14 protein-coding genes are annotated in these 13,459 nt (G+C 43.6%); 3 read left to right on the forward strand and 11 right to left on the reverse strand.

Features of this window, described 5'->3' with window-relative positions; genetic code table 11:
- Positions 1-54: 54 nt before the first annotated feature.
- Positions 55-1,524, reverse strand: coding sequence for a DUF5687 family protein (locus LLW17_RS05480; protein ID WP_228229255.1), 1,470 nt, complete (start codon positions 1,522-1,524; stop codon positions 55-57).
- Positions 1,525-1,632: 108 nt separating this feature from the next.
- Here LLW17_RS05480 and LLW17_RS05485 point away from each other — a divergent pair, with 108 nt between their 5' ends.
- Positions 1,633-2,685: a ferredoxin--NADP reductase gene (locus LLW17_RS05485; RefSeq protein ID WP_228229256.1), complete on the forward strand. Its 1,053-nt coding sequence runs from the start codon at positions 1,633-1,635 to the stop codon at positions 2,683-2,685.
- A 92-nt stretch (positions 2,686-2,777) separates the two neighbouring features.
- Here the strand turns inward: LLW17_RS05485 and LLW17_RS05490 are convergent, their stop codons facing one another.
- The 7 genes from LLW17_RS05490 to LLW17_RS05520 all read right to left on the reverse strand — a co-directional run bounded on the left by LLW17_RS05490 (position 2,778) and on the right by LLW17_RS05520 (position 8,323).
- Entirely contained in the window at positions 2,778-2,921 is a 144-nt protein-coding gene (locus tag LLW17_RS05490; protein ID WP_228229257.1) for a hypothetical protein, read from the reverse strand.
- Positions 2,922-2,930: 9 nt separating this feature from the next.
- A complete protein-coding gene (locus LLW17_RS05495; protein ID WP_228229258.1) occupies positions 2,931-3,878 on the reverse strand; it encodes an NAD(P)H-dependent flavin oxidoreductase in 948 nt (315 codons plus the stop codon).
- 229 nt (positions 3,879-4,107) lie between these two features.
- Positions 4,108-5,148 carry a glycosyltransferase family 9 protein gene (locus LLW17_RS05500; protein ID WP_228229259.1) on the reverse strand — a complete coding sequence of 347 codons (1,041 nt, stop codon included), beginning with the start codon at positions 5,146-5,148 and terminating at the stop codon, positions 4,108-4,110.
- Entirely contained in the window at positions 5,149-5,763 is a 615-nt protein-coding gene (locus LLW17_RS05505; RefSeq protein ID WP_228229260.1) for a DUF4254 domain-containing protein, read from the reverse strand.
- 6 nt (positions 5,764-5,769) lie between these two features.
- Positions 5,770-6,765 carry a DNA adenine methylase gene (locus tag LLW17_RS05510; RefSeq protein ID WP_228229261.1) on the reverse strand — a complete coding sequence of 332 codons (996 nt, stop codon included), beginning with the start codon at positions 6,763-6,765 and terminating at the stop codon, positions 5,770-5,772.
- Positions 6,762-7,439: a hypothetical protein gene (locus tag LLW17_RS05515; RefSeq protein ID WP_228229262.1), complete on the reverse strand. Its 678-nt coding sequence runs from the start codon at positions 7,437-7,439 to the stop codon at positions 6,762-6,764. The genes LLW17_RS05510 and LLW17_RS05515 overlap by 4 nt, the downstream gene beginning before the upstream one ends.
- Positions 7,391-8,323, reverse strand: coding sequence for a DUF6427 family protein (locus LLW17_RS05520; RefSeq protein WP_228229263.1), 933 nt, complete (start codon positions 8,321-8,323; stop codon positions 7,391-7,393). The genes LLW17_RS05515 and LLW17_RS05520 overlap by 49 nt, the downstream gene beginning before the upstream one ends.
- Positions 8,324-8,404: 81 nt before the next feature.
- Between LLW17_RS05520 and LLW17_RS05525 the strand changes: the two genes are divergently transcribed.
- Positions 8,405-8,620, forward strand: a complete 216-nt coding sequence (locus LLW17_RS05525) for a DUF6341 family protein (RefSeq protein ID WP_228229264.1) — start codon at positions 8,405-8,407, stop codon at positions 8,618-8,620.
- A 68-nt stretch (positions 8,621-8,688) separates the two neighbouring features.
- On the opposite strand, the gene purD is transcribed toward LLW17_RS05525, so the two are convergent.
- The gene (gene purD / locus LLW17_RS05530; protein WP_228229265.1) at positions 8,689-9,960 is read right to left on the reverse strand and encodes a phosphoribosylamine--glycine ligase; all 1,272 of its coding nucleotides are present in this window, start codon (positions 9,958-9,960) and stop codon (positions 8,689-8,691) included.
- Positions 9,961-10,030: 70 nt separating this feature from the next.
- On the opposite strand from purD, the gene LLW17_RS05535 reads away from it, so the two are divergent.
- Positions 10,031-11,323, forward strand: a complete 1,293-nt coding sequence (locus tag LLW17_RS05535; protein WP_228229266.1) for a phenylacetate--CoA ligase family protein — start codon at positions 10,031-10,033, stop codon at positions 11,321-11,323.
- On the opposite strand, the gene LLW17_RS05540 is transcribed toward LLW17_RS05535, so the two are convergent.
- Together LLW17_RS05540 and LLW17_RS05545 are read right to left on the reverse strand one after the other, a co-directional pair.
- Positions 11,320-12,087, reverse strand: coding sequence for a glycosyltransferase family 2 protein (locus LLW17_RS05540; RefSeq protein WP_228229267.1), 768 nt, complete (start codon positions 12,085-12,087; stop codon positions 11,320-11,322). The two genes, LLW17_RS05535 and LLW17_RS05540, sit on opposite strands and share 4 nt — an antisense overlap.
- A complete protein-coding gene (locus LLW17_RS05545) occupies positions 12,065-13,417 on the reverse strand; it encodes an exopolysaccharide biosynthesis polyprenyl glycosylphosphotransferase (protein ID WP_228229268.1) in 1,353 nt (450 codons plus the stop codon). The genes LLW17_RS05540 and LLW17_RS05545 overlap by 23 nt, the downstream gene beginning before the upstream one ends.
- Positions 13,418-13,459 lie beyond the last annotated feature (42 nt).

Below are 13,459 nucleotides of genomic sequence, written 5' to 3' on the forward strand. Positions count from 1 at the left end.
CTTAAACTTCCCTCCTCCCGATAGTTATCGGGAGAGAAGGGTTAGGATGGGATATTAGTTTTTCTGCTTATACGCAGCTATGGTTTTATACTTTTCCGCTTTATAAACCGATTCGATTTTTTTGAACATAAAATCGCGGAACGCAAAGCCCGCGACACCGGCCAAAGCAACCAGCGCATAACCAAATACGGGACCTAGCGTAAAATGCCCGATGGCGTACAAAGCGATTGGCAGTAATAGTTTTGGAATCGTAATCAGCAGGGTTTTCACGTTAAATGCCGAACTGTCACCAAAAGCTTTTTTGTTGCTGGTCAGATCAATGGGCGTTTTGATGTATGCACCACCCAGTAGAACCACGTGTCCGTTTACACCCATATTGTAAATTCCGCCTACCAAAACCGCGGCATAAGCTTCCCAACCAAAATACAGATAGCCCAGGCCTAAAATGGTTGATACCGCAGTTGCCAAAACAACCAGCATCCATTTAGACTTTAAATATTCCTGATAACGGATGTTTTGGGTCATCATCAGCGGATAATACGCGCTGTCCCAACTGGGTACAAATTGCCCAAAACTGAACAGAAAACCTCCGGAAACGAAAATTCCGGCAAAAATCTTCATAAACGGGTTGTCGTAACTTTCAATACCACCGGTAAAAAAGAGCAAACCGTAAAACAAAAATACCACGCTCATAATCACAGTAGTTTTAGACCGCTTGTTGCGCTTAATAAGTTTGATGTCGTTCTTTAAGAAGGTTGCGGTTTTCCCAAAACGATCGAGCCAATCCAGATTTTCGGTTGACGCTTTTTGAGCTTTTACGGCCAGACCGGCATCCAGATACAGGCGCTTCAGAAAATAGCCGTGAGCGACTTTATACAGCGCGATTGCAGCAATTACGGGGATGGCAAACATCCACAGCGTGTCATACAATCCCTGAAAAAAGGGAGCTACGTAGGGTGTTATATCAAAAATCCCGTAATACTGAAGGGCTCCAAGTCCCAGAATGACTGACCCCAAACCTACAACCAAAGCCATCGCATCGTTGAGAAACACGTTGATGAAATTGTTTACATAAATAAGCGCCATCATCCCCAGGTGCCAGGTAATCACGTGCAGCGCATCATAACCCTGCGCCAGCAACACCACACTAAACGGAATAAAGAAAAACGCGTGTACTATGTTAAAAAACGACAGCATGGTTTTGCCCAGCGCAAAATCTACAATCTTAGCCTTATTAAAAGGCAGTAAAAGCAGGGGTTTTATATTGACCACCGGCATTTTTTGCAGCATATACTTAATGATCAGGTCGAAAAGCACATAATAAATCATAAACTTATTAAGCGTTTGCAAGGGCTCATAACCTGCTTCCTCAAGACCAAAATAGGCTCCGACACCCGCAAGTGTAAAAAGACCTATAAAATACAGCGCCCCGAGGGCCATAAATATTTTGAGTACCAGATTGGTTTGAAAAGCTGCAGATCTAAAAAAGCTCTTCCATTCCAGATTGATAAAGTGTTTGATCATTGTATTGCCTTTTTTTGAACGTATTGTCACCGCATTAGTGCGAAAATTATAGAATTGTTACAGCGCAAAACGCCTGTGCTTCGTATTTTTGCCCAAATTTTTTGAACTATGAGCGATTTTCACGCACTAACCATACAAGATATTACCCGCGAGACCGATAAAGCAGTGAGCATCACCTTTGGAGTCCCTCAAAACTTAAAAGAGACATTCAGCTTTAAAGCCGGCCAGTACATCACCCTTAAAACACAAATTGACGGTAAAGAAGTGCGCCGCGCGTATTCGCTGTGTTCTACTCCGCAAAGCGGAATGTTGAAAGTTGCCGTGAAAGAGGTTGAAGGCGGAACGTTTTCCGTTTTAGCCAATAATAAACTTACGGTTGGCGAATCGCTTGAAGTACACCCGCCGGAAGGAAAATTTACAGTAGAAACCAATCCCAAGAATCAGAAGGATTACGCAGCTTTTGCTGCCGGAAGCGGAATCACACCGGTGCTCTCCATCCTTAAAACCGTATTGGAGCAGGAGCCTAAAAGTCGGTTTGTTTTGGCTTACGGAAACAGAGCCGTTGAGGAGACGATTTTCCACAAAGAATTGCTGGAATTGCAGTTGAAGTACCCGGAGCGTTTGTTTGTCGAATTTATTTACAGTCGTAAGCAGGAAACCGATGCGCATTTTGGCCGAATCGAAAAAGCTACCGTCAATTTTGTGCTGAAAAACAAATTCAAATCGCACGATTTTGATCAGTTTTTCCTCTGCGGACCTAAAGAAATGATCAATGGTGTAAAAGGCGTTTTAAAAGAAAACGGAGTTGCAGACGATAAGGTGAAATTTGAACTTTTTACCAGTTCTGATGACGGGGATGAGATCGCTGAAGCCCTTGACGGAGTAACTCAGGTAAAAATCATCTGCGACGATGAAGAATTTGAATTTACAATTCCTCAGGATAAAATTATTCTTGACGCTGCTTTAGAGCACGATATTGACGCGCCGCACTCCTGTCAGGGAGGTATTTGCAGCAGCTGTATTGCCCGCATTACCGAAGGCACCGCAGTAATGCGCAAAAACCAGATCCTTACCGATGATGAGGTTGAAGAAGGTCTGATCCTGACCTGCCAGGCTTTGGCCACCTCAGCAACGCTTACAGTTGATTACGACGAGGTATAGAGCCCAGCCCCCTAACCCCCGAAGGGGGAATTTGCAAAGCTTCGCTTTAAAAAAATTAATCCTCACCCATTTCAAAAATGGGTGAGGATTTTTTACAACGAATATTTCGCCAAAACCTCTTCAACAGGTATAAACTCAAGTTTACCCTCTTGAAATTTCAACAACATCTCATCCATCATCGCTTTATAGCTTTCAGATGGTTCAGGTTCTTTAGGAGTTAAGTCGTTTGCTTTCATAGTTTGCTATTATTTAGTAAACCGTGCAATGATTTTTGCTACCGGTTCAATGGCTTTGGTATGTTCAATGGTGGGTCCGGCGACCCAGACTGTTTTGTAGGTGGCTTCGGTGGCGGCTTTGGTCACCATATTGGTTCCTTTTAAAAAGCGGAGCATTTTTACATACTTTTTAAGCCATTTGTTTTTATTGAGCAGCTTTTCAATCCAGGTTTGCTCGGTGCCTATTTCCTGCACATAAGGCGTATTGATCACCGTACAGGGCGTACCGCTGATCTTTTGGGTCATCACAATGTCCTGTTTCCCATAATCTACACAGGCTTGCTTGTATTCCTGCGAAACCCCCGCTTCTTCTGATGCAATAAACGGACTCCCGATGCTGACCCCCGATGCTCCAAAACTCATTTTTTCTTCCAGGTCTGCACGAGTTCCTACCCCGCCTGCAGAAATCACAGGAAGCTTTACCGCTGCATTGAGGCTTTCGATTAGTTTTTTGGGCGAAATGTCTCCACGATGGCCGCCGGCTTCGTTATTTACGGCTATAATGGCATCGCAGCCCAGGCTTTCTACCTTTTTGGCCTGCTCCAGATTGACCACATCGCAAAACACCAGAATACCTTTTTTATGGGCTTCTTCAATTACCTGTTTGGGATTACCCAGGGAAGTGATGATGAAGTCACAACCCAGTTCGCAGCAAACCGCCAACTGATCGGGGTATTTGGTATTTGATTTATTGACAATGAGATTAAAGCCAAAAGCTCCCCCATCTGCTTTTGCGGCTTTAAGTTCGTTAATTGCTTCGCGTAATTCAGGCAAGGTACGGTAGTTTAGCGCCGGGATACAGCCTGCGATCCCGGCCTGCATAGCCGCTTTAACCATGGCTACGTTTGACACGAGAAACATAGGCGCCATAATAATGGGATGCTGAATATGGAGTAACTGTGTAAGGGATGCTTTCATGGTCAACTAATTGATTTCTAAAGTTAGTTTTTTAATCAGCTTTCCTGTTTTAAAAGCGTATTAAAAAGCAGTTTTTAAAATGGTAGTTGCAAACCGCGTGAGGGATAGTAGCGGAAAGCTTTATGCCTATTGCAAATGGCATAAACTTGTAGCGGATAGCCCGACCCGCAGGGTCACGCCCAAATCTGATAATCGGAAGTAAAAAAAGAGATCACCTGTAAAGGATAGTTTACGCTAAAACCGTTTTGATGCGATCAACTACCTGTTGCGGTTTAATGCTGTACATCGCCTTCTCGTAGCCTGCAAGGACTTTATTGCCATAAACCGAAGTGGGGATCGCCGGAAATTGCTCCCGGTCTGCCACTAACTGGTTTTCGGGAGGCTGGCCGTAGGGCGTAAAACCCAAATACGGATGCGTCACGCCCCAAATCGTAACTACCGGAATACCGAAAAGCGCGGCAAGATGGCCATTACCGCTATCCATCGCTAGCATGGCGTCGAGATGGGAAATCAAGGCGAGTTCTTCAGCAAAGCTGAATGTACCCGCTACCGAAACGCAGTTGGGATATGTATTGGCAAAAGATTGTAGCTTTTGAGTCTCTTCTGCCCCACCGCCAAACAGGATGATTTTATAGGATTCGCGGTTTAATTGAGACAGGACAATATCCATCAACTCCAGTGGATAGTGCTTACCGGCGTGTGCCGCAAAAGGCGCGACGCCCAGCCATTTGTAGGGTTTGTGACCTATATGCTCCCGAATACTGTCGGTAATAGCTTGTTTTGGTAGGAATTCGCTGCCGGTTAGTTGCACGGGGTATCCTAAGCTTTCAAAGACTTCGGCATAACGCGCGTGGGTGCTTTTTAAGGCCCTGAAATCCTTATTAATCTCCCGGGTTAAGGCTTTCTTTTCGGCCCTGCCTTTATCAATTTGTGCCGATTTACTTCCGCGTAAGCGAAAAAAAGATCTCAGCACATTAGAGCGGATCACGTTATGTAAATCGGCAATCGCAGTAAAACGGGCGGGATCCAGGTCTTTATACAGTTTATAGAGCCCAACGGCTCCCTTATACCTGCCCTTAACATCTGCACCAAAGAAATGCACACGCTCCAGCGGTTCAAAAAAAGGCGCAAAAAAAGGCCTTGACACCACCGTAATCTCCAAATTGGGATAGGTACGTGTCAAGGCGATTAATACGGGTACGGTCATCGCCACATCCCCCATTGCTGAAAGGCGTATGCACAGAATATGGGGATTTTGGGCAACCGGCATTTACTTCTTGCTTTGGCTGCGCAGCACGGGATTGAGTTCCTCGTCGTTGTACATTTTCATCTGCTTGTAGACTTTCATATACTTGTCACCGTTTTCGATATCGCGCACCAGCGTGTCTATCGCCGTACATAAATCTACACGCTGCTCGATGAGCACGTCTAGTTTATTCTGACAGGCGATTTTGTGCTCGTCTGAAGCGTCTTCGCGATTCGCTTCCTCTTCCATGTGGTAAATTTTCAGGGTGAGAATAGCGAGACGGTCTAGCGCCCAGGCCGGACTTTCGGTATTGATGGTTGCCGAATCCTTAGGCTCTATATTGCGATACAGTTTCAGGAAATAGCTGTCTATATACTCCACCATATCGGTACGATCCTGGTTTGAAGCGTCGATTTTTCGCTTGAGCTCCAGCGCATCAACGGGATCGATTTTCGGATCTCGAATAAGATCTTCATAATGCCACTGCACCGTATCGATCCAGGCTTTGCGGTAGAGCAAATGCTCTAAAAAGTCAACATCGGTGTCGTACGGGTTGTCAAAAGGCTGATCAACGCGGTCTTTAATGTGGTAATCGTCTACAGCGCGCTCAAATATACGTTTTGCGGTATGTGTTATCATGGCTGGTTATTTTTCTAATATGTGTAAATATTCGGTTGTACCGGTTGCTTTATGATTGCGGTTTTCGGTCTTATCGGCTTTAAAACGCTGATACGATGTGGTAACCAAATCGTATTTGCCATACCGCTGCATAATCGCTTTTACGGTTTCGGCAGGCATTAAGCCCTCATTATTGTAACTCAGGAAAATCGTTTTAAAATCTGCCTCCTTTATCAATTCTTCAAAAGCAGTTGCGACCTCAATTTTGCTGCAAAAAGCACTTTTTTTATAGCTCCGCAACCCGGTTTTTCCTTTGGGTACAAAGGTATCTTTTTTTGCGATAGTATTGAGCACATGATAATTGGCGCCATACTGCCGTGCGTTGTAGGGCGGGTCGAGGTATAAAATATCGCCCGAAATAGCTTTGATGAGTTCGTTGCTGTTTTGGTTGTAAACCGAATGATTACCCGGGGTGATTTCAAACTCGGCAGGTCTTAGGATCAAAGTGTTTTGAGCTGATTTTTTCAGTTTTTTTAAATACGCGCCATAAACCGAAGCCGTATTGGCAACCTTATCGGCACTCTCCAGCAAACTGGCCAACAGAAAAAAATACACGTCTTCGTTTATTTCGCCCTGTAAAAACCAGGCTTCAATCTGGCTGCGGATCGCGTCTATTTTTTTGCCGTTTTCGGCTGAAAAATACAATCGTCCCGCTTTTCCATCCTCGCTATAGGTATTGAAGATAAAACCTGCTTTTGGTGGGAGATTTTCTAATTCTTCAATATAGGCTGAAGCATTAACCGGCTCATTGTTGCCAATGTAATTTCGATTTAAGACATAGCTGTAAAACTCCAGATCGTTTGCGATCACCCCTTTGACCAAAGGTTTAAACGTGCGTCCCACACTGCCCGTACCGGCAAACAAATCGCAGAAAACGAGCTTTGATAAATCTGGCCCACACACGTCACTGATGCTGCTGAGCAACCAGGAAGAAAGTTTATGTTTTGAGCCTATATAATTCATCGTACTGCCCAGATACTATCTGAAAAAACGGTTTTTGAGTGCGTTATTGAAACTGCAATTAATTTTGAGGCATCAAAAGTACTCACATAATCTGCAATAAGCCCTTGCAACCAGGATATTTCTGCCTTTAACCGGTAATGCCTTCCGTCTGCTTGATGCACGATTAAAAAAAGCCGGTTTTCCAGATGAAAGCGCCTGCCGGTGCTTTGATGCGTATACAGCCAGTTGATGAGCTGTGCCGGGTTTGCTTTCGCGAAAGCGAGATCCTGATCAAAAGCCTTTGGAAAAACGGAAGTTTTCAGGTCAAAATTAATCCCGTTTATGCTAAAATCAACCAGACGGTCTTTGGCATTTTTTGCCGGTACGACTCCCGGTTGCTCGCAAAAAATCTGTTCAACAGCGCGGGCGCTCCAGTAATTGTACCAGCGATTGAGTGCATAGTTCAAGAAAGCCTGTTTGTCAAATTCTGAAGTTTCAGTCCGCGAGATGCGTTCCAAAACGCTTTCAAATTGCCAAAAATCATAGATAAAATCACTGCGCCGGTCCCAGACATCGTTTTGTTTTCTAAACCAGGTATCGGGATAAAGCCAACGCTTTTTGAGTTCGCCCTCCAGCTGAACAAGATTTAAACGCCCCACCAGACTGCGCAAAAAGGCATAAGCAACGCCAGCCATAGAATCATTTCTTTAAACCAAAAGCTTTTGCTTGTTTCTATATAGGTGGCCGCGATGATCGCCAGCGGACCGAATAAAAAATACAATTCACTGCCATCACGCACCGGTGCGAGAAACAAGGCGATGAAAAGCGCAACCAGCGAACTGATGAAGGTAAGCAGATAGGAAGCCTTTAATTTTTGACTCACTTCGCTTATCTGCGACACATACCGAAAACCACACCACAGGTACAGTGTGAGAATTAATGAGGTGGGCAATAACAGTCTCAGATTGTTGAATGACGAAAAATCGTAGGTTGGCAGCTGCACATAATTACGCGCAAAAACCCCAGCTCCTTCATAATACAGACTAAAGGTTAGCACCAAAATAAAAACCGTAAACAGGCCCGCAAACGGAAGCAGCCAGTTGCGATATTCATTGGGAGAATAAAATACAATAGCAAAGTAGAGTACCACTATAAAAAGAAGGCTCCAGAAAAAAAACAGGGAGGCTACAGCAATCCAGAATGCCGCGTCAAAAATTTTCTTTTTTTGGTCTTTTTCAGATTTGAGACTTATGATTCTACGCAAAGCCAGAAGCACAAACAAGCCCGACAAGACCATATCATTATTGAAAAAAGTTTGTGGAATGGCCAGGGTAAAACAGGCGAAGAAAAAGACAATGTAGGTGGTTCTGCGGGTTAACGTGTTGCGTTTTACCACAAAATTGAGAACCCCCAGCGAAAACAAATACAGTAATAAAAACATAAACCGACTCAAAATACCCAGAGCCGTTAACTCGTAATATTCTGAAAATGTGTAATATCCCGTAAGAAACAGAATCACACCCAGCACGATTACTGCGAAATTTATAGGTTTTGAAGCGCCAAAAAAGCTTGTTAGCATTGTAGTTTTTTCTATTTTTGCAACGCACAACTCAAAATAACGGGTGCGGCATTCGTAATCAGGATGTAAAAGTATACAATTATGGAATTGAAAGATTTATTTTACGGAATTCAGGATTTTTTTGTCAACGTAGCTTTTGCTCCTTTAGACTGGTTACGTCAATTACAGGATAGCAGCTGGGTAGCCGCAAACCTGATTAATATTGTGTTTATCATTGTAGTTTCAGTTGCGTTTGTGTACTGGTGCATACAGCTTAACAAATTTGACAGTCAGGAACATCACAACCTTAACAGCTAGTTTTTGTTCCCTTATCATAGTAAAAAAGCCCCGAATTACGGGGCTTTTTTAGTTCTATGCTTTTGGTTTTACAAATCAAAACCAATGTCTTTGCGGTAGTTCATCTTATCAAATTTGATTTTTTCAATGTTTTTATAGGATGTTTTAAGCGCTTCCTTAAAATCCTCATGAAGCGAAGTCACCGCCATCACACGACCTCCGGAAGTAACCACTTCTTCATCTTTTAGATGGGTGCCTGCGTGAAAAACCAAAGAGTCTGTAACTGTCTCTGAACCGGTTAAAACCTTTCCTTTTTCATAAGCTTCGGGATAGCCGCCGCTTACAAGCATTACGGTAGCTGCAGATCTGGGATCCAGATCCAGCTCGACCTCATCGAGTTTTTGTGCGGCAACTTTTTCAAAAACGTCTACGAGATCATTTTTGATACGCGGCAGCACGACTTCAGTCTCAGGGTCGCCCATTCTCACGTTGTACTCAATCACTTTAGGATCATCCCCTACTTTGATGAGTCCGATAAAAATAAAGCCCTTGTACTCAATTTCTTCGGCCTTTAAACCTTCAATCGTAGGTTTTACGATTCGGTTTTCAATTTTTTCCATAAAAGCTGCATTTGCAAACGGAACCGGAGAAACCGCTCCCATACCCCCGGTATTCAGGCCTTTATCGCCCTCGCCAATACGCTTGTAATCTTTCGCCGTAGGCAAGGTGATGTAATTTTTACCGTCTGTAAGCACAAAAACGCTGAGTTCAATACCATCTAAAAACTCTTCGATTACCACGGTTTCACTGGCAGCACCAAACTTTTTATTGGTAAGCATATCGGTGAGTTCGGCTTTGGCTTCGTCGAGATCATTCAGAATGACCACACCCTTACCGGCTGCAAGTCCATCTGCTTTCAACACATACGGAGGCTTCAACTCTTCTAAAAATGCTTTTCCGGCATCGAGACTTTCGGCTTTAAAACTTTCATAGGCTGCTGTAGGAATGTTGTACATTGCCATAAACTCCTTAGCACGTTCTTTACTGCCTTCGAGCAATGCACCGCGTTTTGACGGACCAATTACCGCAACGTGACCAAGTTCCTTATCATTTTTAAAGAAATCATACACCCCGTGTACCAGCGGATCTTCGGGGCCTACGACCACCATATCTATATTTTTGTCTAAAACCAGTTTTTTGATCGCCTCAAAATCGGTTACCGAAATATCAACGTTAGTCGCGATACCGGCTGTACCGGCGTTACCCGGAGCCACAAAAAGCTTTTCACATTTAGGACTTTGAGCGATTTTATAGGCAAATGTATGTTCACGCCCGCCGGCGCCCAGAATAAGAATATGCATCAGATGAGCTTAAAAATTAATTAAGCCTCAAAAATAAATGTTTGTAAATTGACCTACTAATTTTAGTCTTGTGAATTTAACCAACCTCAGTCTGCGCCTTAACGGCTATTCTATCGCCGCCGCAAAACGCAAATTGCAGCAATTGCAGGCTGAAGTAGAACAGGATTTTTCCGCCTATACAGAAGCCCGAAAAACAGAAATCCTAAGGCATCATCTTGCTGAAAATCCCTTTTACCAGAATTTAGCCGGAAAAGTTACAGACTGGAATTCCCTGCCTGTATTGACCAAAAGTGATTTGCAGCAACCGCTTTCCAAACGTCTTTCTAAAGACTTTTCTGAAAAAAACATTCACAAACACAAAACTTCGGGCTCGTCGGGTCATCCCTTTATTTTTGCCAAAGACAAATTTGCGCACGCGCTTACCTGGGCTTCTATTCAGGATTTATATAACGGGCTGGGGATTGACATGGGCCTAACGGAAGCGCGTTTTTATGGCATTCCAAAAAGCGGTATCGATCATTATGAAGAGCGTTTTAAAGACTTTTTAGGCAATCGCTATCGGTTTCCCATTTTTGACGCTTCGCCCGAAAATTTTGAAACCTTTATACGCCGTTTTAAAACCGGGGCTTACAGCTACCTCAACGGTTACACGAGTTCGCTGGTGCTGTTTGCAAAATTTTTGGCTGAAAAAGATCTGGTTCTGAAACGTATTTGCCCGAGCCTTACCCACTGCATTGTCACTGCCGAAATGCTGTTTCCGGAAGATTTGAAGCTACTCGAAAAGCAGTTTGGCGTACCCGTTATCAATGAATACGGTGCTTCCGAAACCGGAATTATTGCAATAGGCAATGCCGGAAGCGATTTACAGATAGACTCCAGACTGATTTTTGTGGAAATTCTGGATGAGAACAATAAGCCGTTGCCTGAAGGTGTTTCGGGTAAAATCGTGATTACGGCGCTATTCAATAAGGCGCATCCTTTTATCCGCTACGAAATAGGCGATCTTGGAGCTTTGAGTTTGAAGAATGGCTTGCCGGTTTTAAGCAAACTGGAAGGTCGTGTGGGCGATTATGCACTGTTACCTGACGGAAAAAAGATTCCCGCACTGGCGTTTTACTATGTGACCAAAGAAATCATTTCAGATACGGGCTCGGTCAAGGAATTTGTGATTCATCAGTCTAAGCCTGATCGCTTTGAGATTGCATATGTGGCTGATAAGGCTTTCGCGGAAACGGAACTCCAAAAAATAAAGCGTGCATTACTGCATTATCTGGGACAGGAAGTTACTATCAAAATAGAACAAAAAACATCTCTAGACCGAAGCACGCGCGGTAAGCTGAAGCAATTTACCCGAAGTTTTTAATTGCGGTATTTCACAAAGCCGTTGTACGCCCAGCAAGCCATATAATAAGCCGATTGTAAGGGATTTAAATTTGCAAATTCCCGGTAAAACTGCCATTGGTAGTTGAGCAGGGCTGCCTTGTTGCGTGAAAGCGAACCCTTACGTATTCGGTACACCGCGAGCGGCTCCTGAATGCCGTATGCATAGCCGGTTTCCTTTAAATACTGCAGCCACAAACCCATATCCTGACGCTTTTTAATCAAGGGCATGTACTTTTTTCCAAGCTGCGAAATGTCAATAAAAGCCGTAAGACAACTGATGGAATTGCTTTTTAAAATATCGGTATAGCTTACCCGTTTCGGTACTATAAAATCTGAAAGATAGGGCTGCAGATTTTCATCTAGGCGTTGATACGAACTAAAGACAAAAGCGTGATCCTTTGTAGCCTCAAGACTGCGCTCTAAAAACCGGGGAAACCACAAATCATCGGCGTCAATAAAGGTTAGGTAACTGCCCTGAGCCAGCTCAATACCGCGATTGCGTGCCAACGCGGGGCCCAAATTTTCAGGCTGTTTAAAATAGGAAATGCGCGCATCTGCTTCAGCCAGTTTGCTTATAATTTCTAGAGTAGCGTCTGTAGAGCCGTCGTCCACGAGCAGTAACTCCCAGTCTGTGATGCTTTGGTTTTGAATAGATTTTACAGTCGCTTCAATATATGCAGCCGAGTTGCAACAGGGCGTTACAATCGAGATTAGCGGAGCGTTAATAGGCTTTTTTATCGCCATAAATGACCTGTAAAAATGTTTTAGCGATAATACGCAGATCCATCAAGATAGACCAGTTTTCCACATAAAAGATATCGAGGCGCACCCGGTTTTTGATATCATGTTTGGTTTCGATCTCCCCGCGATATCCGCTAATTTGGGCAAGACCCGTGATTCCGGGTTTTACCAGATGGCGCAACATAAATTTATCGATCTGTGAGGCAAAATCAATAGTGTGGCTCAGCATATGCGGCCTTGGTCCTACTACAGACATATTACCCATCAACACATTATAAAACTGCGGGAATTCATCAAGACTCGTGCGTCTCAAAAACTTACCCACACGCGTGGTACGTGAATCGTTGCGGCTCGCCTGCTGAGCATGAGCATTCGAATTTACCTCCATAGACCTGAATTTGTAACAGTAAAACTCCCTGCCGTCAAGACCGTTGCGCAATTGTTTAAAAAACAGCGGACCCTTATTGTCAAAGTAAATAACTACTGCAAGCAAGGGGGTTAACCAGGATAAAACACCAACAATTACAAAAACCGAAATTACAACATCCAGTAAGCGCTTTAAAAACAGGTTGATAGGCGAGTCTAGCGAAAGCGTACGCAAGGCAAGAATAGGCGTATACCCGTAGTACTGAAAATCCATCTTCTTCGTGAAGATGTCCTTGTTGTCCGGCAGAAACTTCAGTTTGACCAGGTGATTGTCTGCAAAATTAATGAGCTGCTTGATTTCATTGTTTGAAAGCTCTGCAACCGAACAAAAAATCTCTTCAATTCGGTTTTCAAGAACAAAATGCTGAATCTCGTCAAGTCTTATCTGTTCATTTTTAAGGTCAAAATTCTGAACCATTTTAAAACCGTAGGCCTTATTATAGTTGAAAAAATCCTTAAGTTTTTCGGTTTTTGCATTGCGGCCAATGATAATCACCTGTACATAATCTGCCCCCAGTCGCGTTCTAAATTTCTTTCGAAGATTAAAAACAAGAATTTTAAAAAGCGCGATGCTTATCATAGAAACCAACAGAAAACTGAAAATATCGGCTAGCGCTATATCGATTTCGTTAAAAATCCCAAAGAACGAGAGCGTGTATAGTAAAACAAGAAATAATTGCCGGCTAATAAGTCCCAAAATACGTACCAGCGGAGTAAATCTATACACTTTATAAAAACCAAAACCTACTGTGGTAATGAGCCAGGCAAAGACGCTGTAAACTGAAAATATCAGCAAGGCACGGGTAGGCAAGTGCAGTAAAAGTGCGCTTACCAGGATGACAACGAGATCAAAAAGTGCAATGGCCGGCTGCAGCAGGTAATTGTGTCTGATGGATTTTTCGTTCATAAATACAGGTATTCCCAAAGGGGCAAACGGGCTAAAATTACT

Source organism: Leeuwenhoekiella parthenopeia, assembly GCF_020782115.1.
In the GTDB taxonomy this organism is placed as follows: domain Bacteria; phylum Bacteroidota; class Bacteroidia; order Flavobacteriales; family Flavobacteriaceae; genus Leeuwenhoekiella; species Leeuwenhoekiella parthenopeia.